Raw genomic sequence first — 24,446 nt, 5'->3', positions numbered from 1 at the left:
CGGGCTGATGCGCAGGTCGCGCCCGGGGCGGATCGTGCTGCGCAGGGCGGTGACGGCCGTCGCGGTCGTCGTCGCCCTGTCGGCGCTGTGCTTCGCGCTGCTGGACGCCGCGCCCGGCGACCCGGCGGCGGACGTCCTGGAGGCGCGGTCGGGCGGGCGTCCGCCGAGCGCCGCCGCCGTCGCCGACCTGCGCCGCTCGATGGGCCTGGACGACCCGCTGCCCGTCCGGTACGGACGCTGGGTCGCGGACGCGGCGCGCGGGGATTTCGGCACGTCCTACAAGACGGGCCGTCCGGTGTCGGAGGTGCTCGCGGACACCGCGCCGTGGACGCTGCTGCTGACCGGCGCCGCCGTCCTGATCAGCGTGCTCGGCGCGATCGCGGTCGGGCTCGCCGCCGCGCTCACCCGCCGTGCCTGGCTGCGCCGGTCCATCGAGACCGCGCTGTTCGTCATCGGCGGGATGCCCGGTTTCGTCGTCGCGCTGCTGCTGCTCTGGATCTTCTCGGCGTGGCTCGGCCTGCTGCCGTCCGGCGGGCTGTCCGAGCCCGGCCAGGGGGTCACGCCGGACGTGCTGCTGCCGCACCTCGTCCTGCCCGCGCTCGCCCTGGCGTTCGGACACCACTTCGGCGCGTACGCGCGGCTCGTCGAGACCGGCGTCGGACGCCTCCGCACCGCCCCGCACGTGGACAACGCGCGCTCGCGCGGCCTGCCCGGACGCGTCGTCGTCGCCCGGCACCTGCTGCGGCCGGGCCTCGTGCCGTTCGCGGCTCGGCTCGGCGTGGGCGTCGGCGGCCTGGTCGCGGGCGCCTACGCCACCGAGCTGATCTTCTCCTGGCCCGGCGTCGGGCGGCGGGCGATCCTCGCCGCGCAGGGCGGGGACTACCCCGTCCTCACCGCGATCGTGCTGGTCACCGGCGTGATCGTGGTCCTGGCCAACCTGCTCGGCGACCTCGCCGTCGGCTGGCTGGACCCCCGCGTCAACCTGGAGCGCGCCCATGCCCACTGACCCGCGCCCCGGCGGCACGTCCCGGCCCCAGGCGCAGCCCCATGTCCAGGCCGAGACCCAGGCGCAGGCGCAGGCCCAAGCCCAGGACCAGGACCAGGAACAGGGCCAGGCGCAGGTCCAGGCCCAAGACCAGACTCAGGGACAGTGGCAGGGCCAGGCACAGGTCCAGCGGCCTCCGGTGGGGGGACGGTCACGGCGCGCCGGGGTGCGCGGCGGGTTGCTGGCCTTCCGCGTCCCCGCCGGACGGCCCGGAGTGTGGGCGGCGGCGCTGCTGCTGGCGGCGATGGCGGTCGCGGCGATCGTCGCGCCGCTGCTGACCTCGCACGATCCGATCGCGACGGACACCGGCGCCACGGCGCTCCCGCCCGGTTCCCCCGGCCACCCGCTCGGCACGGACCTGCTCGGCCGCGACCTGTGGGCGCGGCTGCTCTACGGCGCCCGGACGTCCCTGCTCGCCGGGCTTCTCGCCGGAACCGTCACGGTCGCGGCCGGCGTGCTGCTCGGCGCGCTCGCCGCCGCCGGCCCGCGCCGGCTGTCCGGCCTGGTCGCGCGGGTCGCCGACGTCCTGCTCTCGGTGCCGATGCTGATCGTCGCGCTGGCGCTGTCGGCGCTGCTCGGACCGTCCCTCGGCACGGTCGTCGTCGCGATCGCGGTGACGAGCTGGATGCCCGTCGCGCTCACCGCCCGCGCCGAACTGATCAGCCAGCGCGAGCGGCTGTACGTCCGGTCCGCGTACGCGCTGGGCCTGTCGCGGACGCAGGTGCTGCGCCGCCACCTGCTGCCGGGGGCGCTGCCGCCGATCGTGTCGATCGCGGCGTTCGAGGTCGGGCACGCGATCCTGACCGAGTCGACGCTGAGCTTCCTCGGCCTCGGCGTCCCGCCGAACCGTCCGAGCTGGGGCAACCTGCTGACCGAGGCGCAGCAGCACCTGCTGACCGGCGAGTGGTACACCGTCGCGTTCCCGGCCGCCTGCGTCGTCGCGACGATCCTCGCGGTGAACGTGCTCGCGTCCGCGTTCACCCGCGGCGAGGGGAGCGCCTGGTGACCCTGTCGTTGCGCGCCCTGACTGTGGACGTCCCCGTGAACGGTCAACGCACCCGCCGCTCTCGTTTCGGACGGCGCGGAGAAGCCGTCCCCTCCCGGCGGGTCGTGGACGGCCTGGATCTGACGGTTCCGCGCGGGACGGTGGTCGCTCTGGCGGGACCGTCCGGGAGCGGGAAGTCGCTGACGGCGCGGTCGGTCGTCGGGCTGAACGGTGCGGGAGTGCGCGTCGGCGGCTCGGTTCTGCTCGGCGAGACCGACCTGCTGACGCTGTCCGAGCGCGAGATGCGGTCCGTCCGGGGCCGCCGCGTCGGGTACGCGTTCCAGGACGCCGTGGCCAGCCTGAACCCGACGATCACGATCGGCCGCCATCTCACCGAGACCCTGCGCGCGCACCGCGCGCCCGGCGACGGGCGGGACGCGCTGCGCCGCTGCGGCCTCGACCCGGACGCGGTGTGGGACGCGCGTCCCTTCGAGCTGTCCGGCGGGCAGGCGCAGCGCGCCGCGCTGGCGCTCGCGACCGTCCTCGGCCCGGATGTGCTGATCGCCGACGAGGTCACCACGGCGCTCGACCCCGTGACCCAGGCCGAGGTGCTGGACGCCGTCCGCGCCCAGGCCCGGGACGAGGACCGCGCCGTCCTGCTGATCACCCACGACCTCGCCGTGGCCGCCCGCTGGGCCGACGAGATCGCCGTCGTCCACGACGGGCGCCTGGTCGAACACGGCACACCGGCGACCGTCCTCACGGCCCCGAAGGACCCTTTCACCCGTGACCTGGTGAACGCCGCCCATCTGACCCGGCCCACGAGTGCCGGTCCCGCGAGTGCCGGTCCCGCGAGTGCCGGTCCCGCGAGTGCCGGGCCCGCGAGTGTCGCGCTCGGGAGTGCCGGGCCCGCGAGTGCCGCGCCTGGGAGTGCCGGGCCCGCGAGTGTCGCGCCCGCGCGGGGCGCGAACGTGGCGCTGTCCGTGCGCGGCCTGCGCCGCGTGCTGGGCGGGCATGGCCGCCGGACGACCGTCGCGCTCGACGGTGTGGACCTGGACGTCCGCGAAGGCGAGTCCATCGCGGTCGTCGGACGCAGCGGATCGGGCAAGTCGACGCTCGTCGGAGCGCTCGCCGCGCTCGACCGTCCACAAGGCGGCCGGGTGCTTGCGGACGGCCGAGACGTGTGGTCCCTCCCCGACCGCGACCGCCGCGCCCTGCGCCGCCGCACCGGCCTGGTCTTCCAGGACGCACTCGCCTCCTTCGACCCCCGGTACACCGTCGAGCAGCTCCTCTCCGAAGCCGCGGGCGCGGGCAGGCGGGAACGCGCGGACGTGGCGGCGTCGCTGGTGCGCGTCGGGCTCGACCCGGACGTGGCCGGGCGGCGTCCCGCGACGCTGTCGGGCGGGGAGCGGCAGCGCGTCGCGCTCGCGCGGGCGCTGGCGTCGCGACCTCGCGTCCTGCTCGCGGACGAGCCGACCACGGGCCTCGACGTGATCACTCAGGAGCGCGTGCTCGCGCTGCTCGACGGCCTGCGCCGGGACGAGGGCCTCGCGATCGTGTTCGTCACGCACGACCTGCGCGTCGCGCGCCGCATCGCCGACCGCGTCGTCGTCCTGTCCGAAGGCCGCATCGTGGACGACCTCCCCGCGACCGTCCTCGACACCGGCGCGGCACCGGAGACGGTCGCTCTCCTGACGTCCACCCCGCTCCTACACCAGCCCGCCAACGACTGACCCCGCCCACCGCGCCCGCCGCGCCCGCCGCGCCCGCCGCGCCGGGCGCTGCCGCGCTGCCGCGCTGCCGCGCTGCCGCGCTGCCGCGCTGCCGCGCTGCCGCGCTGCCGCGCTGCCGCGCTGCCGCGCGTGCCGGTCGCTGCCGCCCGCCGGGCGCTCCGGCGCTTCCGCGCTCCGCGCTCCGGCGCTTCCGCGCTCCGCGCTCCGGCGCTTCCGCGCTCCGCGCTCCGGCGCTTCCGCGCTCCGCGCTCCGGCGCTTGCGCGTGGCCGGGCGCTTCTGCGCGACCGCGCGGCGGGCGCTCTCTCGCGGCGGGCGCGGCGGGCGCTGGGGTGTGCCGCGCGCCGGGGCGGGGCGGGGCGGGGGTCAGACTTTGGCGCCGATTTGGGCGATGGCTTCCACGAGGGGCTTGAGTTCGGGGAGGCCGGACGCGTCGTCGAGGGCCGCGTCGAGGGCCGCGTTGTGGGTCGGGGTCGCGCGGTGCATGAGCGCGCGTCCCTCGTCGGTGGCCTGGGCGCAGATGCCGCGCCGGTCCTCGGGGGACAGGACGCGCTGGACCAGCCCGCGCTCCTCCAGGCGGGCGACCAGGCGGGTCGTGGCGCTCTGGCTGAGCACGAGGACGTCGGCGAGCTGCTGCATGCGGACGCTCGGCGAGTCCGGCTTGGACAGGTGGTGCAGGGCGCAGAACTCGTTCACGGCGAGGCCGTGCTCGCGCTGGAGGGCGCGCTCGATCTCGTCCTCGATGCGGGCGTGCAGCGCGGCCAGCGTCCGCCAGCCCCCGGCCCTCGCCTCGTCGTCGCGTGACATGGCTCACCCTTTCCGCGGTTGACCCGCGCTACTTGCATACGCATATAGTCGGCGTGTGCAAATAACCAGCGCGTGCAACTAATGCTTCCGCTTGTTACCCGCGTACGCCATCCATCCTAACCGGAAGGAACCCCATGCCTCTCGCCCTGCTGGCCCTGGCCATCAGCGCCTTCGGCATCGGCACCACCGAGTTCGCCCCCAACGGTCTGCTGCCGGACCTCGCCCGCGACTTCCACACCTCGATCCCCACGGCCGCCCTGCTGGTCTCCGGTTACGCGTTCGGCGTCGTCGTCGGCGCGCCGCTGCTCACCGCGCTCGGCGCGCGGCTCCCGCGCAAGGGGATGCTGCTCGTCCTGATGGGCCTGTTCATCGCCGGGAACCTGCTCTCCGCGCTCGCCCCGTCCTACGGCGTGCTGATGGTCGGACGGATCCTCGCCGCCTTCTCGCACGGCGCCTACTTCGGCGTCGGCGCGGTCGTCGCCGCCGACCTGGTCAAGCCGGAGAAGCGGGCCGGGGCGATCGCGCTCATGTTCAGCGGCCTCACCATCGCCAACGTGCTCGGCGTCCCGGCCGGGGCGTGGCTCGGCCAGCAGTTCGGCTGGCGCGTCACCTTCTGGGCGATCGCGGCGATCGGCGTGGTCGGCCTCGCCGGGGTCGCGGCGCTCGTCCCGAGGACGCCGCGCCCGGAGGCGGGACTGCGCCGCGAGCTGGCCGCCTTCCGCAACCCGCAGGTCTGGCTCGCGCTCGGCATGGCCGTGCTCGGCTGGGCGCCGGTGTTCACCGTCTACACCTACATCTCGTCCACCATGACGGACGTCGCCGGGTTCGGCGCGGGCGCGGTGCCGATCGTCATGATCCTGTTCGGGGTCGGCGTCTTCGCGGGCAACCTGGTGGGCGGACGGCTCGCCGACCGCGCCCTCGTCCCGGCCCTGTACGCGACGATCGGCGCGACCGCCGCGCTGACCTTCCTGTTCGTCCCCGCCGCGCACACGAAGGCGACGCTGATCATCGGGATCACGGTGCTCGGCGCGGCCGGGTTCTCCACCGTCGCGCCGCTCCAGCTCCGCGTGCTGGACGTCGCGAAGGACGCGCCGACGCTGGCGTCCGCCGCCAACATCGCCGCGTTCAACCTCGGCAACACGATCGGGCCGTTCCTCGCCGGCCTCACGATCGACGCCGGGTTCGGCTACACCTCGGCGAGCTGGGTCGGCGGGCTCCTCGGCGTCGGCGGCTTCGGGTTCGTCGTGGCGTCCGGCCTGCTGGAGCGCCGGACCCGGACGCGGGCCGGGACCCGGACTCCGGCGCCGGACACGGTGTCCGAGCCGGTCCCCGCCGAGGCGCCGCGGCACCAGCCGGCCTGATCGTCGAGCGGCCGGACGAAGGCGACGAAATCTGGAAAAGGCCAGGTCAATTCGTGGCACGGAAGCGGTCCGCGTCGGCCGGGGATCACCGGCGGCGGGGCCGCTCCCGTCAGGTTGGGAAGCGTGGTGACGAAGAAGGGGTTGGCCGCCGCCACGGCGGCGGTGCTGGTCAGCGGGCTCGGCTGGTGGTGGGCCGGATCGCTCGCGGGCCGCTCGTCCAGGCAGCTGGCGGCGGCCGGCCCCGACGCCCGGGACGAGGCGTCCGCGCTCTCCGGATCGCCCGGCGGCCGGGCGCGGCGGCTGCGTCCGGGGGAGCGGCCCCCGCAGTTCGTCGTGTTCTCCTGGGACGGCGCGGGCGAGGACGACAACCTGCTGTTCTCCCACTTCAGGCAGGTCGGCCGCGAGGTCGGGGCCACCCAGACGTTCTTCCTCACCGGCCTCTACCTGCTGCCGAGGTCGAAGGCGAGCCTCTACCGTCCACCGGGCCACCCGCGCGGCACGGCCGCGATCCCGTGGCTGAGCGACGAGAGCGTCCGGCGCACGCTGCGCCAGGTCCGCGCCGCCTACCAGGACGGCGACGAGATCGGCACGCACTTCAACGGGCACTTCTGCGGCCCCGGCGGGGGCGGTTCGTGGACGCCGGCGCAGTGGCGCTCGGAGATCGAGCAGGCGAAGTGGTTCGTGCAGAAATGGCAGACCACCACCGGCTGGACGGACGAGCCGCCGCTGCCGTTCGACTACGGCAAGGAGCTGGTCGGCGGCCGGACGCCGTGCCTGGAGGGTGGTTCCGCGATGCGGAGGGCCGCCCGGACCATGGGCTTCCGCTACGACTCCAGCGACACCGGCACGCAGGTCTGGCCGCACAAGGCCGACGGCATGTGGGAGCTGCCGCTCCAGGCCGTCCCGTTCCCCGGCCGGGGCTTCGAGGTCCTGTCGATGGACTACAACTTCCTCGCCAACCAGTCCCGCCGCGAGCAGGGTGACCCGGCGCTGCGCGCGCACTGGGGGCGGCAGGTCCGCGACGGCCTGCTGCGCGGGTTCGACCGCGCCTACAACGGCAACCGCGCCCCGTTCGTCATCGGGAACCACCTGGAGGAATGGAACGGCGGCGTCTACATGAGCGCCATCGAGGAGGTCATGCGGACGGTCTGCGGCCGGCCCGAGGTCCGCTGCGTGTCGTTCCGCGAGCTCGTGGACTGGCTGGACGCCCAGGACCCGGGCGTCCTCGCCCAGCTCCGCAGGCTCGACGTCGGCGAGCAGCCGTCCGGAGGCTGGCCCGGCGCGGGCAGCACCACGCTCGCCGGACCGACACCCTGACCACGTTCGCCCGCTGGGGTGCTGACCACGTTCGTCCACTGGGGCGCTGATCGCGTTCGCCCGCTGGGGCGCTGATCGCGTTCGCCCGCTGGGAGTCTCAGCGGGCGAAACATGGTGGCCAGGTGATTCGGGCGAGTCGTAACCTCCCGTCATGGTGTCACCCGAACGCTTGCTGGCCTTCTGCGCGATGGCCGCCGTCATCATCATCGTCCCCGGACCGTCCGTGCTGTTCGTCGTCGGGCGCGCGCTCGCCCACGGCCGCCGGACGGCCCTGACCAGCGTGCTCGGCAACGAGGCCGGCGCGCTGCTGCTCGCCGCCGCGGTCGCGCTCGGCGTCGGCTCGCTGGTCGCCGAGTCCGCGCTGCTGTTCACCGCGGTCAAGCTGGTCGGCGCGGCCTACCTCGTCTACCTGGGCGTCCAGGCGCTGCGGCACCGGCGGAAGCTGACCGAGGCGCTCGGCGAGGCGGACGCGTCCGGCGGCGGTCGCCGCGCCTTCTGGCAGGGCCTGCTCGTCGGCCTGACCAACCCGAAGACCAGCGTGTTCTTCGCCGCCGTCCTGCCCCAGTTCGTGGACCGGGACGCGGGGCGCATCCCGCTGCAGATGGCGCTGTTCGGCCTGGTCTTCTGCGTGATCGCGCTGTTCTTCGACGGCATGTGGGGCATGCTCGCCGCGTCCGCGCGGACGTGGTTCGCGCGGTCGCCGCGCCGCCTGGCGATGGTCGGCGGCACCGGCGGCCTGATGATGATCGGCCTCGGCGTCACCGTCGCCGCGACCGGCCGGAAGGACTGACGAAGGACCGGCGAAGGACCGACTCGAACAAATCCGGGCGGGATGTGCAGAACGTCCGGACGGCTCCGACTCATGGGTGAAGGCACCCGAGACGAGGAGCGCACGATGCGGAAGCTGACCTACTTCATCCACACCACCGCCGACGGCTTCGTCCAGGGCCCGGAGGGCGAGTTCGACTGGCCGGTCATGGGGCCGGAGCTGTCGGACTACTCCTTCGACCTGGACGAGCAGAACGACATCACCCTCTACGGCCGCGTGACGTGGGAGATGATGGCGTCCTTCTGGCCGGACGCCGAGAAGGACTCGGACCACCCGCACGTCCGGCGGTACGCGCCGGTCTGGCGCGCGGCCCGCAAGATGGTGATCTCGCGGACGGCCGAGCCGGGCGAGTGGGCCGAGAAGGTCGTCGGCGACGACCTGGAGGCGGAGATCCGCGAGCTGAAGGAGCAGCCCGGCAAGGGGCTGCTCCTGATGGGCGGCGCGCGGGCCGCGGCGTCGCTGGCCCGGCACGGCCTGCTCGACGAGGTGCGGGTCTGCGTCCATCCGGTCGTCCTCGGCGGGGGCACCTCGCTGTTCCCCGGCCTGGACGGGCGGCTGAACCTGCGCCTGATCGAGACCCGCACCTTCGACGAGGGCGTCGTCATGCACCGCTACGAGCTGATCCGCTGACGCCGCGCGTCCGCCGGCGCCTTCACCGGCGCCTCCTCAGCCGCCGCGGCCCGGGGCGCGGCAGCGGCCGGACGGCCGTCGCGCCGGACGAGCAGCAGCACGGCCGCCGCGGCCACCAGCGCCAGCGCGCCCGCCGTCGCGTACGCGGCGGACAGCCCGGCGGCGAACCCGGCCGCGTCGTGCGAGGCGGCCGGGTCGCCGTCCATCGCCGAGCGGAACACCGCGCCGAGCAGGGCGACGCCGAGCGCGTACCCGAGCTGCCGGAACGCCCCGACCGCGCCGGACGCCATCCCGCCCCGCTCGGCCGGCACGGCCGCGACCGCCGCCGCCGTCACGTTCGGCAGCGCCAGCCCGGCCCCGACCCCGGTCACGACCAGGCCCGGGACGAGCGCCGTCCATCCCGACCCGGCGTCCAGGACGGCCTGCGCGAAGCCGCCGAGGCCGATCAGCGCGAGGCCGCCGCCGACCGTCCAGCGCGGGGAGACGCCGTGCAGCAGCCGTCCGGCCAGCAGGGACGTCGCGAACGACACCGCGGGCAGCGGCAGGATCACCAGCCCCGCCTCCAGCGGGGACAGCCCGAGCACCGACCGCAGCCACAGCGACGTGTTGATCAGCGTCGCGAACGCCGCGCCGGACATCGCGAGCGAGCCGACCATCACGCCCACGAACCCCGGCCGCCGGAACAACGCCAGGTCGAGCGTCGGGTACGCGGCCCGCCGCTGGACGAGCACGAACCCCGCCGCCGCCGCGACCGCGACGCCGACCGACGCCCACAGCAGGCCGCCGCCGCGCGTCAGGCCGAAGGTGAGCGCGCCCGCCGCGACCGCGAAGAGCAGCACGCCCGGAACGTCCAGCCGGTGCGCGTCCGGGTTCCGCGACTCGCGCACCCTCCGCAGCGTCACCGCGATCGCGACCGCGCTGACCGGCAGGTTCACCAGGAAGATCCAGCGCCAGCCGAGGTGCTGGGTGAGCAGCCCGCCGAGGATCGGCCCGATACCGGACGCCGCGCCGCTCACCGCGCCCCACACGCCGAACGCCACGCTGCGGTCCCGCCCCTCGTAGGACGCGGCGATCAGCGCGACCGTCGTCGCGAACATCGCCGCCGCGCCCGCGCCCTGCACCGCCCGGGCCGCGATCAGCGTCCCCGCGTCCGGGCTCAGCCCGCACACCAGCGAGGACGCCGCGAACGTCAGCAGCCCGCCGACGTACAGCCGCCGCCGTCCGATCCGGTCGGCGAGCGTTCCCGCGCCCATCAGCAGCGCCGCGAGCGCGAGCGCGTAGACGTCCATCACCCACTGCAGCGCGCCGAACGTCGTGTCGAGCCCGCGCGCCATGTCGGGCAGCGCCACCGTCACGATGTTCACGTCCACCAGCAGCATGAACGCGCCGAGGCACACCGCCGTCAGCGGTCCCCACCTGCGCATCTCCGTCTCCTTCCGAGTTGCCTGACTCCCGACGACTCTCGGCCGCCGTCTGCCGGAAAGCGACTCGGAAGCACGGAACTGGACGCCTTTCGACATTGCATAGGCTGTCCTGGTGGATATCGACGATCTCGACCGGCAGCTCATCCACGCGTTGCAGCTCGACGGCCGCGCGCCGTTCAGCCTGATCGCCGAGGTGCTCGGCGTCTCCGACCAGACCGTGGCGCGCCGCTACCGCCGCCTGCGCTCGGCCGACCTGCTCCGCGTCGTCGCCGTCCCGCCCGCCGGGTACCTCGCGCACGGCCGCTGGATGCTGCGGCTCCGCTGCGCGCCCGGCGCGGCCGACACCGTCGCCGCCGCGCTGGCGCGCCGTCCCGACACCGCCTGGGTCCTGACCGCGTCCGCCGGGACGGAGGTCCAGTGCATCACCCGCGCCCGCACGCCGGACGAGGCCGACCTGCAACTCCCCAGGTCAAGCCGCATTCTGGACGTGTCGGCCTACTCGGTGCTGCACGTCTTCTACGGCTCGCCCAGCCCCGTCCGCCGCCTGGACGCCCTGACCCCGGCGCAGGTCGCGCAGCTCCGCCCGGCCGTCGTGCCGCCCCTCGACCCCGCCGACATCCCGCAATGCGGCCCCGAGGACCGGCCGCTCCTGGACGTCCTCGCCCGCGACGGCCGGACCGGCGTCCCCGAGCTCGCCGCCGCGACCGGCTGGTCCGCCTCGACCGTCCGCCGCCGCGTGGACCACCTCCGGACGATCGGCGCGCTGCACTTCTACGCCGAGTTCGACCTGCGCCTGGCCGGCCTGGACCACGGCACGCGGCTGTGGCTGTCGGTCGCGCCGTCCGAGCTGGACGCCGCCGGACGCGCCCTCGCCGCCCACCCCGAGGTCGGCTTCGCCGCCGCCACCAGCGGGCCGGTGAACCTCGTCGCGAGCGTCCTGTGCCGGGACGCCCACGACGCCTACCGCTACCTCACCGACCGCGTCGCCGCCCTGCCCGGCGTCGCCCGCGTCGAGACGACCCCGGTCACCCGCTACCTCAAGCGCCTCGGCCGTCTCCTCCGCTGACGGTCACGACGATCTTGCCGATCTGCTCGTTGGACGCCATGTACCGGTGCGCCTCGACGATGTCCTCCAGGTCGAACGTCCGGTCGATCACCGGACGGAACGCCCCCGACCTCAGTCCCGAGTTCACGTACGCCACCGCCCGCCGCATCCGCTCGGGATCGCGGGACGTCTCGTGCATCGTGTACGTCCGCATGTTCAGCGCGGGCATGCCGAGCTCGAATCCCGGATACGGCGTCGGCAGCCCGCTGAGCATCCCGTATTCGAGCAGCATCCCGTCCGGCGCGACGACCTTGGCGAGGTCCAGGACGCCCGGCCCGGCCACCCCGTCGAACACGAACTGCGCGCCCCGGCCGTCCGTCAGCTCCCGGACCCGCTCGACCACGTCCTCGGTCTCCGTCACGACGACATGCTCGGCGCCCAGCTTGAGCAGCGCGTCCTTCTTGCCCTCGCCCCGCGTGAGCGCGATCGCCGTCGCCCCCGTCCGCTCGGCGACCTGGATCGCCGCGAGCCCGACGCTGCTGGACGCCGCGTTCAGCACGACCGTGTCCCCGGGCCGCATCCCGCCGACCTCGACGAGCGCGCCGTAAGCGGTCACGTAAGGCATCCACACCGCCGCGCCCGTGCGAGCGCTCACATACTCCGGCCGGCGCAGCACGGCGTGCGCGGGCACGATCGCCCGCTCCGCGTAGACCCCGTAGTCGTTCTGGGAGAACGCGGGCATCGTGCTCACCGCGTCCCCGAGGTCCAGCCCCTCGACGCCCTCGCCCACGGCCTCGACAACCCCGGCCGCCTCGTACCCGAGGCGCGCCGGGAACGCCTTCACCGGCTCGATGTAGACCCCGCTCCGGAACAGCGCCTCCGCCCGGTTCACCCCGATCGCGTCCACCCGGATCCGCACCTCGCCGGGCCCCGGCTCGCCGACCGGGACGTCCCGGACCCGCATCACCTCGGGTCCGCCGAGTTCGTCGAACAACACCGTCCTGGCCATCGCGACCACCCTTCCGTCCGCTGCGGATGATCACTCAACGCCGAAGTTCGACGAATGTCAAACTTCGATGCCTGTCGTACTATGACCCGCATGGACGACCGCACCCCGCCGCACCCCGACCTCCGCGACGTCAGGCTCCAGCAGATCCTGGAGGCGCTGGTCGACCCCGTCCGGCGCAGCATCGTCACCCGCCTCTGGGACGCCGAGACCGACGTCAAGTGCGGCGGCTTCGACCTCCCGGTCAGCAAGTCCACGGCCACGCACCACTTCAACGTCCTCCGCGAAGCCGGCCTGATCAGGCAGTACTACGTCGGCACGTCCCGCCTGAACACCCTCCGCCGGGACGAACTGGACGAGGCGTTCCCCGGCCTCATCCAGGCCATCGTCACCGCCGACCTGAAACCAGCCCCCGCCTGAGCACCTGGGTACCGCCACGTCCCGGCTTGAGTACTCCGACGGACGCCCTGCGGGCCAACCCCGCGCCAGCCTGAACCCATGACCGCCCCACCGCTCCCACCCGAGACCGCCCCACCGCTCCCGACTGAGCCCGCGCGACCGCTCCCGGCTGAGACCGCTCACCCGCCCCAGCCCGCCCCGACCAAGCAACCGCCCCACCTGCCCGCCCTCACACAACCGTTCGGCACTACCAAGACCGGCCAACTCCACCCGGCCACGGCCGGGCAGCCGCACGACCCGGCCTCAATTGCGGAAGCGCTCGACCCGGCATCGGCTGGGGAACCTTCTCGTCCTGCCGTGACCGCGCTTCGCGTGCTGCTGGGCTTCCAGGTCGCCTTCCTTGCGCTGCCGGGCGTGCTGCTGCTGATCTTCGGCTGCGTGCTGTCCCGGGCGTCCCTCGCTGACCCCGAAACGGTGGCGATCCTGAAGCTGCTCCTGGTCGCGGGCATCGTCCTGACCGTCCTAGCCCTCGTCGGGACGGCCCTGACCGTCACCCTCCCGCGCAGCCGTGACGCCCAGTACTTCGCGATCGTCTACGAGGTCGTCCTCGGCGTCGTCTGCGTCTATCCCGTCCTGTTGGCGTTCGTCATCCCCGTCCTGCACCTGTTCACCGTGACGCTGGCGCTGGCGATCACCATCGTGATCCTTCTCATCCGCCACGTCCGGACGAAGTAGGCTCGCCCGATGAGCTTCCCCGAGCCCTACCTCCCGGCCTAGCGCATGGCGACGTTCGTGCACCTGACACCCGCCGGAAACGTCCCCCGGATCCGCCGCTCGGGCATCCGCGCGGTGAGCCACGGACAGGACGGCGACCGCGGTGTCTACCTCTTTCCGGTGCTGCCGTCCCACACCCTGACGCACCAATGGCTGCGGGAGTTGGCCCGCTGGGGCGGCCAGGGCGGGCACGTCGCGGTCCACGTCCGGCTGGACGACGCGGAGCCGGTGCTCGTCGGCCATTACGGACGTCCGCAGGTCGAGGTCCCCGCGTCCGAAGCCGTCGCCCGCCGCCTGCGCGAACGCTTGCCCCATCCCCTGGACGGCCCCGGACCGTCCACCCGCGAACTCATGGCCCGCCTCGCCGCCGCCGGTGACCCGGGCGCCCCGTCCGCCCTGCGTGAGGTGCTGTACTGGCTGGGGAAACGCCGCAAGGGCCCACTGGGCGACCTGGCGCGCCTCGCCTCCCACCCCGACCCCGGCGTCCGCGAAGCCGTAGAAACCGTCCGCGACCAGACCAAGGAAAGAACCCGCCTCCCCTACCTCCCCCTCTGAACAGCCGGCCCCGACGAGCAGGTTCATATCGATGAGCGCCACCGGCATCTGGGTGATCGGTGCCATCCCGGACGAAGCGGCCCGACGTCTTGCGTCCCAAGCCGCCGACGCCACCGACGCTGAAACGGACGCGATCGAAGACCTGCAGGACGCCGCCGCCGACCTCATGGCCGACCAAGGCTCCCCGTTCGTCGCGGTCGCCCGCAAGGCCAACCCAGTGGAGGCCCTCTGCAACGCTCTGGGGACAGACGCAATGCGCGCCCTTCCAGGCGTGCGCGGCAATTTCATCCTGACCGCCGACGAGGTCGCGGCCGCTCTACCCGAAGTCGAAGCGGTCCTGGACGTCCCACCCACCCGTCGAGCCGAACTTCTGACCCGCATCACCACGTGGATGACCGAGACCGGCGACGACCCCGGCTTCGACGCCGCCGAGCTACTGGACGCCCCACTGCGCATCCTCCGGGAAGCGGCAAGCTCTTTCTCAGGCGCAGCCGCCTTCACCCGCTGGTACTGACCTGCACATGCACAATCGCTCAACAACTGACACGTTGCACTCTCAACGCAACGTTTCCAGGTTCGCGCAACATCTCAACGTCACAGCAACGACAGGCATCTTCAACGGGTCTTGCTCAGCGTCGCGCGGCGGGAGAGCCAGTCCTTCTGGTCGAGGGTCAAGACCGGCTCGCTCGGAGGCTTGGAACCTCGGATGGCCATCCGTGCCCTGGACAGGCGAGCCACTTCGACGCAGTTGACTTCTTCATCGCTGTAGGACGGCTTGCGCCAGTTGAGACCCTGGTCGTGCTCCACACCCGTCAACCCCCGTAGAAAGCGATGATCTTCGAGATCAGCGCGAGGAGCTTCGGCGGTTGCGGACGGCTCAGGACCGCCTGCCGTCCCATGCGGGTCGCGACGCGGTCTCGATCTCCAACGGAGGGATCCCGGACGCCGCCGTGACGGCACGCGCGTACTCGGGAACCTGCAACAACCCCAGGATGAAAGACATCTTCACGTTGGTGATACGGACGGCCTGGGCCTCGAACCCGATCAGCGCCTTGAGCGGTGTGGGGCAAATGCTGTCGCCGGGTTCCCACCAGCCGGGCATCTCCGCGTCCCGGGCGAAGGCGAGCAGCCGCTCGCGCTCACCGCCCACCACGCCGTAGGCGCCGAGGACGGCCGGCCGTAGGCGCCGAGGACGGCCGCCTCCAGCAGATCCTCGAAGCGCTGGTGGACCCGGTCCGCCGCAGCATCGTCAGCCGGCTCTGGGACGCCGCGACCGACATCCCCTGCGGCGGCTTCGACCTCCCGGTCAGCAAATCCACGGCCACGCACCACTTCAACGTCCTCCGCGAAGCGGGCCTGATCAGGCAGTACTACGTGGGCACCTCACGCCTGAACGCCCTCCGCAAAGAAGACCTGGAAGAGGCGTTCCCCGGCCTCCTGACCGCCATCGTCACCGCCGACCTCGAAACGGCCCCCGCCTGACCCCGGCGTCAGTGCAGCTGGTCGCGGCGGCGGGTCAGGTAGGCGGTTTCGGCGGTGTTGCCTGCCAGGGCGATGGCCTTGTCGTAGGCCGCGCGGGACTCCCGGCCGCGGCCCAGACGGCGGAGCAGGTCGGCGCGGGTGGCGTGGTAGGCGTGGTAGCCGTCCAGGCGGGGTTCCAGGCGGTCGACGGCCGCCAGGGCCACTTCCGGGCCGTCCAGTTCGGCCAGTGCGACGGCCCGGTTGAGGACGACGATCGGGGACGGGTCGAGGCGGACGAGCCGGTCGTACAGGGCGAGGATCTGCGACCAGTCGGTGTCGCGGACGTCGCGGGCGGAGGTGTGGACGGCGTTGATCGCGGCGAGGATCTGGTAGCGGCCCGGGGGCGTTCCGGCGGCGGCAGCGGCGAGGCGCTCGCGGACCAGCCGGTGCCCCTCGGCGATCAGCGCCGCGTCCCAGGATCCGCGGTCCTGCTCGGCCAGGGACACCAGTTCGCCGCCGGACGAGACCCGCGCGGTGCGCCGGGCCTCGGTGAGCAGCATCAGGGCCAGCAGCCCGGCCACCTCGCCGTCGTCCGGCAGCAGGACGCGGATCAGGCGGGTGAGCCGGATCGCCTCGGCCGTCAGGTCGAGGCGGACGGGGTCGGTGCCGGGGCCGGTCGCCAGGTAGCCCTCGTTGAACACCAGGTACAGGACGGCGAGCACGCCGCCGACGCGGGCCGGGAGGTCCCCGGCGGACGGCACCCGGTAGGGGATGCGGGCCGCCTTGATCTTGGCCTTCGCGCGGGTGATCCGCTGTTCCAGCGTCGTCTCGCGCACCAGGAAGGCGCGGGCGATCTCGGCGACGGTCAGCCCCCCGACCATGCGCAGCGTCAGCGCCACGCGGGCCTGCGGCGCCAGCGCCGGATGGCAGCAGGTGAAGATCAGCCGGAGCCGGTCGTCGTCGATCGCGCCGAGCGGCTCGGGCGCGCCGCGGTCGTACACCATCCGAGCCTCCCTGTGCTTGTCGTCGCGCTTGCTCTCGCGCCGGATCCGGTCGATGGCCTTGCGGTTGGCGGTGGTGGTCAGCCAGGCGCCGGGGTTGGGCGGGACGCCGTCCTCCGGCCACCTCTGGACGGCGGTCGCGAACGCCTCCGCGGCGGCCTCCTCGGCGAGGTCGAGGTCACCGAAACGCCTGGTCAGGGCGGCGACCACCCGGGCCCACTCCGCGCGGTGGGCCCGGGAGACCGCCTCGTCGGTCCCGCTCACAGGAACGGACGCACCTCGACCTTCCGGTTGCACCGTTTCGACCCCTCCGCGGCGAGTTCCAGCGCCACGTCGAGGTCGGGCGCCTCGATGATCCAGAAGCCCGCGAGGAACTCCTTGGACTCCACGAAGGGCCCGTCGGTGAACAGCGGCTCCTCGCCCCGGTTGTCGATCACGGTGGCCGTGTCCGGGACGGCGAGGCCGCCGGCGAACACCCAGTGCCCGTCCTTCTGGAGCCGGTCGTTGAACACGTCGATCGCGGCTTGCTCCTCAGGGACGGCGAGAACGTCGGGCCGGTCGTGGATCACGGAGAGCAGATACTGCATCGGCGATCATCTCCTGCGGTGTCGGGGGAAGCGCGGCCTCCATGATCGCGCTTCCCGCCCTCAGCGCCACCCCTCGCAGGCGGCCCTCACCCTTCCGACGAACACGACCGCCCCGTCCCGACACCCCGGCCGGAGAATTCCCGGGGGCAAGCGGAACGCCCGGCCTCGGCTAGGTGAGGTCGGGCGTTCCGGCCGGTCGAGCTTCCCCACTCGCCGACACAGGGAAGGTTACGCCTTGGCGGGGCCGGGGGCCACTGGAATCGCGGGGGTGAGGTCAACGTGGCGGTTCCGTAGACTGGCGCGGCGACGGCGGGCGAGGAATCCGGTGCGAGTCCGGAGCTGTCCCGCAACTGTCACCGGGGAGTCCCCCCTCACGCAAGGTCACGGCGGCGACGCTGGAAGGCCGGGGCGGGGGCGGTGATCCGGAAGCCAGGAGACTCCGCGCCGTCGCGGCCCTTCACCCGAGCCGGGGCGCGGACCCCGTTGGAGGCATCGCCGATGCGTGCTCTGTTGCTGTCCACCGCCGACACCGAACTGCTCGCCGCCCGCGCGGCGGACGCCGGGTGGGCGACCGCGAACCCCGCGCGGGTCGCCGTCGAGGAGCTGGCGTCGCTGACCGACGGCGTCGATGTCGTCGTGGTGCGGCTGCTGGGAGGGCGGAAGACCTGGGCGCCGGGCGTGGACGCCCTGGCCGCGAGCGGGTTGCCCGTCGTGTTCCTCGGCGGAGAGGCCGACCCGGACGCCGAGTTGATGGCCCTTTCCACGGTGCCGCCGGGAGTCGCCGCCGAGGCGCTCGCCTATCTGCGCGAGGGGGGCGTCGAGAACCTGCGGCAGCTCGCCTTCTTCCTGTCGGACACCGTGCTGCTGACGGGGGAAGGCTTCGACGCTCCCGTCGCCATGCCTTCCTTTGGCGTGCATGGTGAATACGCGCGGGTGGACGGGCGTCCCACGGTCGGTGTCGTTTTCTACCGGGCGCATGAGCTTTCGGGGAACACGGCATTCGTCGATGTTCTGTGCCGGCAGATCGAACGGGCCGGAGCGAATGCCCTGCCGGTCTTCTGCGGGTCGTTGCGAGGGGCCGATCCGGAGCTGATGGCATTGCTCGGGCAGTGCGATGCGGTCATCGCCACCGTGCTGGCGGCGGGCGGGGCCGTCGCGGCCGACGCCAGCGCGGGGGGTGACGAGGACTCGTGGGACGCGGGGGCTCTCGCCACGCTGGACGTGCCGGTCGTCCAGGGGCTCTGCCTCACGTCGTCGCGCCAGGCATGGGACGAGTCGGACGCCGCCCTCGTCCCGATGGACGCGGCCATGCAGGTCGCCATTCCCGAGTTCGACGGACGCATCATCTCCGTGCCGTTCTCGTTCAAGGAACTCGGCCCCGACGGGATTCCGGTGTACGCGGCCGATGAGGAACGGGCCGCGCGGGTCGCCGGGATCGCGGTTCGGCATGCGCGGCTCAAGCACATCCCGAATGGCGAGAAGCGGGTGGCGCTGGTTCTGTCGTCGTATCCGACCAAGCACGCTCGGGTCGGAAACGCAGTGGGGCTCGATACGCCCACGTCCGCCGTCCGGATGCTTCGGCAGATGGCCGAGGCCGGGTATTACCTGGGTGAGGACCATTCGCTTTGGAAGAACCCCGACACGGGCGATGACCTCATTCATTCGCTCATCGCCGCCGGTGGGCACGACGTCGAGTGGCTGACCGAAGAGCAGTTGGCGAAGGCTCCGGCGCGGGCGTCGCTGGCGTCCTACCGGACGTGGTTCGAGGCGCTGCCGGAGTCGCTGCGCGAGGGCGTCCGGCAGCACTGGGGCGAGCCGCCCGGCGAGCTGTACGTGGACGGCGACGACATCGTGCTCGCGTCGCTGCGGTTCGGGAACGTCGTGCTGATGATCCAGCCGCCGCGCGGGTTCGGCGAGAACCCGGTCGCGATCTACCACGATCCGGACCTGCCGCCCTCGCACCACTACCTGGCCGCGTACCGGTGGCTGGACCTGGAGTTCGGCGCGGACGCGGTCGTCCACCTGGGCAAGCACGGGACGCTGGAGTGGCTGCCGGGCAAGGGGCTCGGGCTGTCGGACGGCTGCGCCCCGGACGGCGTGCTCGGCGACCTGCCGCTCGTCTACCCGTTCATCGTGAACGACCCGGGCGAGGGCACGCAGGCGAAGCGGCGCGGGCACGCGACCGTCGTCGATCATCTCGTGCCGCCGATGGCGCGCGCCGACACCTACGGTGACCTGGCCAAACTCGAACAGCTACTGGACGAGTACGCCACCGTGAACGATCTGGACCCGGCGAAGCTCCCGGCCGTCCGGGCGCAGATATGGACGCTGATCCAGGCCGCGCAGCTCCACCACGACCTCCACCAGGAGGACATGCCGGACGCGGACGACTTCGACGACTTCGTCATGCACATCGACGGCTACCTGTGCGAGATCAAGGACGTCCAGATCCGGGACGGCCTGCACATCCTCGGGCAGGAGCCGCGGGACGAGGCGCGCGTCAACCTCGTCCTCGCCGTGCTGCGCGCCTCGCAGGTGTGGGGCGGCGTCGCCGGGGCGATGCCGGGCCTGCGGGCGGCGATCGCGGCGCGGCACGGGCTGGACGAGAAGGCGCTGCTCGCCGAGCCGGGCGCGGTCGTGAACGCGCTCGGCGGACGGACCGCGTCCGATGTGATCGACATCCTGGAGGAGACCGCGCGGCGGCTCGTCCAGGCGATGGAGGACGGCGGCTGGGACCCGGCGCGGGCCCGCGCGGTCGCCGCCGAGGTGCTGGACGGGGACGTGCCGGACGTCGTCCGCCTGCTGGAGTTCGCCGCGTCCGAGGTCGTCCCGCGGCTGGACGCCACGCGCGACGAGATCGGGGCCGTGCTGCACGCGCTCGACGGCGGCTACGTGCCCGCCGGGCCGTCCGGGTCGCCGACGCGGGGGCTGGTCAACGTGCTGCCGACCGGCCGGAACTTCTACTCGGTGGACCCGAAGGCCATCCCGTCCCGCAACTCGTGGGACGTCGGCGTCGCCCTCGCCGACTCGCTGGTCAAGCGTCACCTGGACGACACGGGAGAGTACCCGTCCAGCGTGGGCCTGACCGTGTGGGGCACGTCCGCGATGCGCACCCAGGGCGACGACATCGCCGAGGTGCTCGCGCTGATCGGGTGCCGTCCGGTCTGGGACGACGCGTCCCGGCGGGTGACCGGCTTCGAGATCGTCCCGCTGGAGGAGCTGGGCCGCCCGCGCATCGACGTGACGCTCCGCATCTCCGGCTTCTTCCGCGACGCGTTCCCGCACGTCATCGCGCTGATCGACGACGCGATCGGGGCGGTGGCCGCGCTGGACGAGCCGTCCGACCGCAACTTCCTGCGCCGCCACGCCGTCGAGGACCACGCGGAGCACGGCGACTGGCGGCGCGCGACGACCCGCATCTTCGGTTCCAAGCCCGGCGCGTACGGGGCGGGCCTGCTGCCGCTCATCGACGCCCGCAACTGGCGGGACGACGCCGACCTCGCCGAGGTCTACGCCGTCTGGGGCGGCTACGCCTACGGCCGGGGCCTGGACGGCCGCGAGGCGCGGACCGACATGGAGGCGACCTTCCGCCGCATCTCGGTCGCGGCGAAGAACCAGGACACCCGCGAGCACGACATCGTCGACTCCGACGACTACTTCCAGTACCACGGCGGGATGGTCGCGATGGTCCGGTCCCTGACCGGCCGGAACCCGGCCGCGTACGTCGGCGACTCGGCCCTGCCCGAGCAGGTCAGGACGCGGACGCTCGCCGAGGAGACGCACCGCGTCTTCCGGGCCCGCGTCGTCAACCCGCGCTGGATCGCCGCGATGCGCCGGCACGGCTACAAGGGCGCGTTCGAGCTCGCCGCCACCGTCGACTACCTGTTCGGCTACGACGCGACCGCCGGCGTCGTGGACGACTGGATGTACGAGACGCTCGCCAAGGAGTACGTCTTCGACCCGGAGAACCGGGCCTTCATGGAGAAGTCCAACCCGTGGGCGCTGCGCGGCGTCACCGAACGCCTCCTCGAAGCGGCCGACCGGAACCTCTGGGCCGAGCCCGACCCCGAGACCCTCGACCGGCTCCGCCAGACCTACCTCGACCTGGAAGGCGACCTGGAGGACGCCGAGTAGCGCGGTAGCCCGACTAACGCGGTCGCCCGAGTAGCGCGGTAGCCCGACTAACGCGGTCGCCCGAGTAACGCGGTCGCCCGAGTAACGCGGTCGCCCGGCGGACGCGGCCGGTCCCGGGGTCCGGGGCTTGAACCTGGACCCGGCCCGGCCGCGTCCACGCCCGGCTACTCCAGCTCCCGGACGCGCTTGATGATCGGCCCGAAGACCTCCATGTGCGGCCGCCGGATCGTGACGTAGGAGAACCCGTACCGTTCGCGGTTCTCCAGCAGTCGGCGCGCGATCTGCTCCTCCGTGCCGATGAGCATGAAGGGCGTGTCGAGCGCGTGCTCGGCGTCCTCGACGAGGAAGTGCGGTTCCCGCGCGGCGGCGATGCGTTCGGCGACCGCGCGGCGGTCGCCGGTCACCTCGACGTGCAGGACGAAACTGTTCACCTCGATCTCGTCGAAGCGCGAACCGGCCTCGGCGCGGAGGAATTCCACGCCTTTGTCCGCCTCTTCGGAGGTGATGAACCGGAGCGTTCCGGGTTCCTCTCCCGGCACCTGGAAACGGCCTCCGAAACTGGCGATGTCGGCGATCGCCGCGGCGATTCCCAGCGCCCTGCGGCTCGCGCCGCCGACCAGGAGCGGCGGCGGTTCCAGGCCGTGCTCCTCCGCGAGCAGACCCTTCATCTCCCCGACCGTCGCCGCGACGAGATCCATTCGCCGCTCGAACGGATGCCAGGGAATCCGGGCGGCGTCGTACTGGGCCTTGACGATGCCCGACCCGATCCCGAGCTCGAACCGGCCCTCGGTCAGCCGGACGAGCGTCGCGACCTCGCGCGCCAGGATCGAGGGGTTCCAGTAGCCGATGTTCAGCACGTGCGTGCCGACGTGGAGCCGCCGCGAGGCGAACGCGGTCGCCATGAGCACCGAGAACGGTGAGGAGCGGCCGGGTCCGAGATGGTCGACGGCGAGCGCCACGTCGAACCCGTAGGAGTCGGCGGTGGCGCAGATCCGGCCCAGTTCCGCCTGGTCGCCGGGACTGTCGATGGTGAATCCGAAACGGAATTTCCGCATTTCGGCTCTCTCCTGTAAGTGAGAGTGCGGGCGTGTTACCGGTATCCGTCTCCTTTCCGGTCGGGCGCCTCAATTCTCCATCGAGCCGGCGCCTTCGTCCGAAGGTAAACGGGCCAGTCGGGAACAGGGATGCGCTGACCGGAATTTATCTGCGAGACGTCCGGATTTCGCCGCTCCACTGCGGAGCGTCCGCGCGGCGGCACGCGCCGCTGGGCCGCTCGCGCCGCCACGCGCGTTGGGCCGTCCCGCGCGGCGGCTCCCGTCCGCGATCGCGGGTGTCCCGACCTGGAAGGGGGTTGCGGAGCGCCCGAATAATCCCTCTAGTCACGCTAAGGATCATTCCGGTACTGTTGCCCGACTTTTCGGAACGACCCCCCAAGGAAGACCCCTGTGAACCTCGACTTCAGTGCCGAGCCCACGTTCTCCTGGTACGTGGTGATGCTGGCCGTCAGCGGGATCGGCACGCTGCTCGCGACCGTGTTCGTCCGCGGCACGCGCCCCCGCGACCGCGTCCTCGGCGGCATCATCGCCCTGGCGATGGTCGGCTACGCCTTCTACCTGACCTTCATCTTCTCCGGCGGCACCTACCACATCTTCTTCTACGTGTTCATCCTCCCGATCCTGTTCATCGTCCAGGCGATGAAGGCGGCCGTCGCGGGCCGCAGGTCCGGGGGCTGATCCGGGCCGTCCGTCCGTCCGGTCCCGCCGATCCAGGTCGCGGGACCGGGTCAGCGGGACCGGGTCAGCGGCGGGGCGGCGACCGGCGGACGCGAGCCGAAGCGCCGGCGCAGCGGATAGATCGCGGCGACCACGGCGAGGCTGACCAGCGAGGCGATCAGCTGGGACCGCTGCTCGCGCATGAACGCCATCGACACGAGGACGGCGGCCAGCGCGAGGACGCACAGCCACGGCAGGTACGGGTACAGCCACATGCGGTAGGTCAGGCTGGACGGGTCGTCGCGTTCGAGCCGCCGCCGCAGGCGCAGCTCGGAGAGCAGGATGGCCAGGTAGACGAAGGCCAGGACGGTCCCGATCGAGTTCATCAGGAACTTGAAGACCTGGTCCGGCGAGACGTAGGAGGCGACGACCGCGCCCCACGCGGCGACCGTCCCGAGCAGGATCGCGCGGACCGGGACGCCCCGGGACGTCAGCTTCGTCAGCCCCGCCGGGGCGTCGCCGTCGCGGGTGAGGACGTAGAGCATCCGGGACGAGACGTAGATCGCCGAGTTCAGCACCGACAGCACGGCGGTGAGGATCACCGCCTGCATGACCGTCCCGGCGGCCGGCACGTCGAGCCGGTCCAGGGCGCTGACGAACGGGCTGGTCAGCACCTTCGCGTCGTTCCACGGCAGGATCGACACGACCAGGAAGATCGAGAACACGTAGAACAGCCCGACCCGCCACAGCACGTTCCCGGTCGCCCGCGCGACCGCGCGGCCCGGCTCCGCGGACTCGGCCGCGGCGATCGTCACGATCTCGGTGCCGCCGAACGCGAACATGACCGCGACGATCGCGGAGAACACCGAGGTCACACCGTTCGGCACCAGGCCGCCGTGCGCGGTGAGCGTGTGCAGGCCGCCGGGTGAGTCCGGCCACAGGCCCAGCACGTACAGGACGCCGAGGACGAGGAACACCGCGATCGCCGCGACCTTGATCGAGGCGAACCAGAACTCGAACTCGCCGAACGACCGCACCGAGACCAGGTTCACGCCGGTCATCAGGACCAGCAGCGCGGCGGCGAGCAGCCACTGCGGCAGGTCGATCCAGGACGCCAGGATCGCCGCGCCCGCGACCGCCTCCGCGCCGACCAGGATCACGTACAGGTACCAGTAGAGCCAGCCGATGGTGAAGCCCGCCCAGGGGCCGAGCGCCATCCGGGCGTACTCGGCGAGCGAACCCGCGACCGGCCGCGCCACCACCATCTCGCCGAGCGCCCGCAGGACGAACAGCACCAGCGCGCCGGCCGCCGCGTACGACAGGATCGCCGCCGGGCCGGCCGTCCTGATCACCGAGCCGCTGCCCACGAACAGGCCCGCGCCGACCGCGCCGCCGATGGCGAGCATGGTCATGTGCCTGCGGCGCAGCCCGGTGCGCAGCTCGGTCGGACGGTCTGGGCTCTTTTCGGACATGCTCGAACTGATCCTGTCGCACGGGTGAAAACGGGTTCCGATCACTCTAGGTCACATCGCGACGCGATGCGTTCCGGGGCGCCTCCGGCGCGTGCTCGCGCAGTTCAGCGGGCCGCGGTTCAGCGGGCGCGGGTCAGGGAGCGCGGGTCAGCGGGCGCGGGTCAGCGGGCG

At 72.8% G+C, this 24,446-nt stretch carries 24 protein-coding genes and 1 riboswitch; of the genes, 15 read left to right on the top strand and 9 right to left on the bottom strand.

Translation table 11 applies throughout. From position 1 onward, the window contains the following. Positions 1-7 precede the first annotated feature (7 nt). From ACFPCY_RS29300 to ACFPCY_RS29290, 3 genes are read left to right on the top strand one after another with little or no spacing between them, the layout of a single operon-like run. Positions 8-1,006, top strand: coding sequence for an ABC transporter permease (locus ACFPCY_RS29300; RefSeq protein WP_378260342.1), 999 nt, complete (start codon positions 8-10; stop codon positions 1,004-1,006). Further along, positions 996-2,051 carry an ABC transporter permease gene (locus tag ACFPCY_RS29295; RefSeq protein ID WP_378260340.1) on the top strand — a complete coding sequence of 352 codons (1,056 nt, stop codon included), beginning with the start codon at positions 996-998 and terminating at the stop codon, positions 2,049-2,051. Before ACFPCY_RS29300 ends, ACFPCY_RS29295 begins: the two co-directional genes overlap by 11 nt. Further along, positions 2,048-3,763, top strand: coding sequence for an ABC transporter ATP-binding protein (locus ACFPCY_RS29290; RefSeq protein ID WP_378260338.1), 1,716 nt, complete (start codon positions 2,048-2,050; stop codon positions 3,761-3,763). The genes ACFPCY_RS29295 and ACFPCY_RS29290 overlap by 4 nt, the downstream gene beginning before the upstream one ends. A gap of 364 nt (positions 3,764-4,127) precedes the next feature. Here ACFPCY_RS29290 and ACFPCY_RS29285 read toward each other — a convergent pair whose 3' ends face one another. After that, positions 4,128-4,568, bottom strand: a complete 441-nt coding sequence (locus ACFPCY_RS29285; RefSeq protein ID WP_378260336.1) for a MarR family winged helix-turn-helix transcriptional regulator — start codon at positions 4,566-4,568, stop codon at positions 4,128-4,130. A gap of 134 nt (positions 4,569-4,702) precedes the next feature. On the opposite strand from ACFPCY_RS29285, the gene ACFPCY_RS29280 reads away from it, so the two are divergent. The 4 genes from ACFPCY_RS29280 to ACFPCY_RS29265 all read left to right on the top strand — a co-directional run bounded on the left by ACFPCY_RS29280 (position 4,703) and on the right by ACFPCY_RS29265 (position 8,705). After that, positions 4,703-5,929 (top strand): MFS transporter, encoded by a 1,227-nt coding sequence (locus ACFPCY_RS29280; protein WP_378260334.1) that lies wholly within the window; start codon positions 4,703-4,705, stop codon positions 5,927-5,929. Between the two features lie 123 nt (positions 5,930-6,052). Next, entirely contained in the window at positions 6,053-7,246 is a 1,194-nt protein-coding gene (locus ACFPCY_RS29275; RefSeq protein WP_378260332.1) for a polysaccharide deacetylase family protein, read from the top strand. 151 nt (positions 7,247-7,397) lie between these two features. Then, positions 7,398-8,036, top strand: a complete 639-nt coding sequence (locus tag ACFPCY_RS29270; protein WP_378260330.1) for a LysE family translocator — start codon at positions 7,398-7,400, stop codon at positions 8,034-8,036. A 105-nt stretch (positions 8,037-8,141) separates the two neighbouring features. Then, positions 8,142-8,705 (top strand): dihydrofolate reductase family protein, encoded by a 564-nt coding sequence (locus ACFPCY_RS29265; protein ID WP_378260328.1) that lies wholly within the window; start codon positions 8,142-8,144, stop codon positions 8,703-8,705. On the opposite strand, the gene ACFPCY_RS29260 is transcribed toward ACFPCY_RS29265, so the two are convergent. Then, positions 8,687-10,129 (bottom strand): MFS transporter, encoded by a 1,443-nt coding sequence (locus tag ACFPCY_RS29260; protein WP_378260326.1) that lies wholly within the window; start codon positions 10,127-10,129, stop codon positions 8,687-8,689. The genes ACFPCY_RS29265 and ACFPCY_RS29260 overlap by 19 nt on opposite strands. A gap of 112 nt (positions 10,130-10,241) precedes the next feature. On the opposite strand from ACFPCY_RS29260, the gene ACFPCY_RS29255 reads away from it, so the two are divergent. After that, the gene (locus ACFPCY_RS29255) at positions 10,242-11,195 is read left to right on the top strand and encodes an Lrp/AsnC family transcriptional regulator (RefSeq protein WP_378260324.1); all 954 of its coding nucleotides are present in this window, start codon (positions 10,242-10,244) and stop codon (positions 11,193-11,195) included. Here the strand turns inward: ACFPCY_RS29255 and ACFPCY_RS29250 are convergent. After that, positions 11,167-12,183, bottom strand: coding sequence for a zinc-dependent alcohol dehydrogenase family protein (locus ACFPCY_RS29250; RefSeq protein WP_378260322.1), 1,017 nt, complete (start codon positions 12,181-12,183; stop codon positions 11,167-11,169). The two genes, ACFPCY_RS29255 and ACFPCY_RS29250, sit on opposite strands and share 29 nt — an antisense overlap. Before the next feature lie 90 nt (positions 12,184-12,273). Between ACFPCY_RS29250 and ACFPCY_RS29245 the strand changes: the two genes are divergently transcribed. The 4 genes from ACFPCY_RS29245 (at position 12,274) to ACFPCY_RS29230 (ending at position 14,422) form a co-directional block, all read left to right on the top strand. After that, positions 12,274-12,600: an ArsR/SmtB family transcription factor gene (locus ACFPCY_RS29245; RefSeq protein WP_378260320.1), complete on the top strand. Its 327-nt coding sequence runs from the start codon at positions 12,274-12,276 to the stop codon at positions 12,598-12,600. Between the two features lie 336 nt (positions 12,601-12,936). After that, a complete protein-coding gene (locus ACFPCY_RS29240) occupies positions 12,937-13,314 on the top strand; it encodes a hypothetical protein (RefSeq protein ID WP_378260318.1) in 378 nt (125 codons plus the stop codon). 45 nt (positions 13,315-13,359) lie between these two features. Then, positions 13,360-13,908 (top strand): hypothetical protein, encoded by a 549-nt coding sequence (locus ACFPCY_RS29235; RefSeq protein ID WP_378260316.1) that lies wholly within the window; start codon positions 13,360-13,362, stop codon positions 13,906-13,908. A 31-nt stretch (positions 13,909-13,939) separates the two neighbouring features. After that, positions 13,940-14,422: a hypothetical protein gene (locus ACFPCY_RS29230; protein ID WP_378260314.1), complete on the top strand. Its 483-nt coding sequence runs from the start codon at positions 13,940-13,942 to the stop codon at positions 14,420-14,422. Between the two features lie 101 nt (positions 14,423-14,523). On the opposite strand, the gene ACFPCY_RS29225 is transcribed toward ACFPCY_RS29230, so the two are convergent. After that, positions 14,524-14,715, bottom strand: a complete 192-nt coding sequence (locus ACFPCY_RS29225) for a DUF397 domain-containing protein (RefSeq protein WP_378260312.1) — start codon at positions 14,713-14,715, stop codon at positions 14,524-14,526. A gap of 70 nt (positions 14,716-14,785) precedes the next feature. After that, complete coding sequence (locus ACFPCY_RS29220) at positions 14,786-15,061, bottom strand: Scr1 family TA system antitoxin-like transcriptional regulator (RefSeq protein WP_378260310.1); 276 nt, start codon at positions 15,059-15,061, stop codon at positions 14,786-14,788. 71 nt (positions 15,062-15,132) lie between these two features. On the opposite strand from ACFPCY_RS29220, the gene ACFPCY_RS29215 reads away from it, so the two are divergent. Then, positions 15,133-15,390 (top strand): ArsR/SmtB family transcription factor, encoded by a 258-nt coding sequence (locus ACFPCY_RS29215; RefSeq protein ID WP_378260308.1) that lies wholly within the window; start codon positions 15,133-15,135, stop codon positions 15,388-15,390. An 8-nt stretch (positions 15,391-15,398) separates the two neighbouring features. Here the strand turns inward: ACFPCY_RS29215 and ACFPCY_RS29210 are convergent, their stop codons facing one another. Continuing rightward, positions 15,399-16,634, bottom strand: coding sequence for an RNA polymerase sigma factor (locus ACFPCY_RS29210; RefSeq protein ID WP_378260306.1), 1,236 nt, complete (start codon positions 16,632-16,634; stop codon positions 15,399-15,401). Then, positions 16,631-16,957 (bottom strand): YciI family protein, encoded by a 327-nt coding sequence (locus tag ACFPCY_RS29205; protein WP_378260303.1) that lies wholly within the window; start codon positions 16,955-16,957, stop codon positions 16,631-16,633. Before ACFPCY_RS29205 ends, ACFPCY_RS29210 begins: the two co-directional genes overlap by 4 nt. A gap of 315 nt (positions 16,958-17,272) precedes the next feature. Beyond that, positions 17,273-17,397: riboswitch (cobalamin riboswitch) on the top strand. Between the two features lie 58 nt (positions 17,398-17,455). On the opposite strand from ACFPCY_RS29205, the gene cobN reads away from it, so the two are divergent. Continuing rightward, the gene (gene cobN / locus ACFPCY_RS29200; RefSeq protein ID WP_378260301.1) at positions 17,456-21,091 is read left to right on the top strand and encodes a cobaltochelatase subunit CobN; all 3,636 of its coding nucleotides are present in this window, start codon (positions 17,456-17,458) and stop codon (positions 21,089-21,091) included. 164 nt (positions 21,092-21,255) lie between these two features. On the opposite strand, the gene ACFPCY_RS29195 is transcribed toward cobN, so the two are convergent. Next, complete coding sequence (locus ACFPCY_RS29195; protein WP_378260299.1) at positions 21,256-22,146, bottom strand: TIGR03621 family F420-dependent LLM class oxidoreductase; 891 nt, start codon at positions 22,144-22,146, stop codon at positions 21,256-21,258. Positions 22,147-22,536: 390 nt separating this feature from the next. Here ACFPCY_RS29195 and ACFPCY_RS29190 point away from each other — a divergent pair, with 390 nt between their 5' ends. Further along, on the top strand, positions 22,537-22,824 hold the full coding sequence (locus tag ACFPCY_RS29190; RefSeq protein ID WP_378260297.1) for a hypothetical protein: 288 nt from the start codon (positions 22,537-22,539) through the stop codon (positions 22,822-22,824). A gap of 50 nt (positions 22,825-22,874) precedes the next feature. Here ACFPCY_RS29190 and ACFPCY_RS29185 read toward each other — a convergent pair whose 3' ends face one another. After that, positions 22,875-24,275 (bottom strand): amino acid permease, encoded by a 1,401-nt coding sequence (locus tag ACFPCY_RS29185; RefSeq protein ID WP_378260295.1) that lies wholly within the window; start codon positions 24,273-24,275, stop codon positions 22,875-22,877. Positions 24,276-24,446 lie beyond the last annotated feature (171 nt).

This window comes from Actinomadura gamaensis (assembly GCF_042652125.1).
Taxonomy (GTDB): domain Bacteria; phylum Actinomycetota; class Actinomycetes; order Streptosporangiales; family Streptosporangiaceae; genus Spirillospora; species Spirillospora gamaensis.
Note: the sequence above shows the minus strand (reverse complement) of the source record. Positions and strands in the feature narration are given on the sequence as shown.

Excerpts from the sequence above, each read along its gene's own strand:
- ACFPCY_RS29245 (WP_378260320.1), top strand. The coding sequence starts at position 12,274 with ATGGACGACCGCACCCCGCCGCACCCCGACCTCCGCGACGTCAGGCTC.
- ACFPCY_RS29185 (WP_378260295.1), bottom strand. The coding sequence starts at position 24,275 with ATGTCCGAAAAGAGCCCAGACCGTCCGACCGAGCTGCGCACCGGGCTG.
- ACFPCY_RS29195 (WP_378260299.1), bottom strand. The coding sequence starts at position 22,146 with ATGCGGAAATTCCGTTTCGGATTCACCATCGACAGTCCCGGCGACCAG.
- cobN (WP_378260301.1), top strand. The coding sequence starts at position 17,456 with ATGCGTGCTCTGTTGCTGTCCACCGCCGACACCGAACTGCTCGCCGCC.
- ACFPCY_RS29300 (WP_378260342.1), top strand. The coding sequence starts at position 8 with ATGCGCAGGTCGCGCCCGGGGCGGATCGTGCTGCGCAGGGCGGTGACG.
- ACFPCY_RS29270 (WP_378260330.1), top strand. The coding sequence starts at position 7,398 with ATGGTGTCACCCGAACGCTTGCTGGCCTTCTGCGCGATGGCCGCCGTC.
- ACFPCY_RS29230 (WP_378260314.1), top strand. The coding sequence starts at position 13,940 with ATGAGCGCCACCGGCATCTGGGTGATCGGTGCCATCCCGGACGAAGCG.
- ACFPCY_RS29285 (WP_378260336.1), bottom strand. The coding sequence starts at position 4,568 with ATGTCACGCGACGACGAGGCGAGGGCCGGGGGCTGGCGGACGCTGGCC.
- ACFPCY_RS29250 (WP_378260322.1), bottom strand. The coding sequence starts at position 12,183 with ATGGCCAGGACGGTGTTGTTCGACGAACTCGGCGGACCCGAGGTGATG.
- ACFPCY_RS29260 (WP_378260326.1), bottom strand. The coding sequence starts at position 10,129 with ATGCGCAGGTGGGGACCGCTGACGGCGGTGTGCCTCGGCGCGTTCATG.
- ACFPCY_RS29265 (WP_378260328.1), top strand. The coding sequence starts at position 8,142 with ATGCGGAAGCTGACCTACTTCATCCACACCACCGCCGACGGCTTCGTC.
- ACFPCY_RS29280 (WP_378260334.1), top strand. The coding sequence starts at position 4,703 with ATGCCTCTCGCCCTGCTGGCCCTGGCCATCAGCGCCTTCGGCATCGGC.
- ACFPCY_RS29295 (WP_378260340.1), top strand. The coding sequence starts at position 996 with ATGCCCACTGACCCGCGCCCCGGCGGCACGTCCCGGCCCCAGGCGCAG.
- ACFPCY_RS29205 (WP_378260303.1), bottom strand. The coding sequence starts at position 16,957 with ATGCAGTATCTGCTCTCCGTGATCCACGACCGGCCCGACGTTCTCGCC.
- ACFPCY_RS29235 (WP_378260316.1), top strand. The coding sequence starts at position 13,360 with ATGGCGACGTTCGTGCACCTGACACCCGCCGGAAACGTCCCCCGGATC.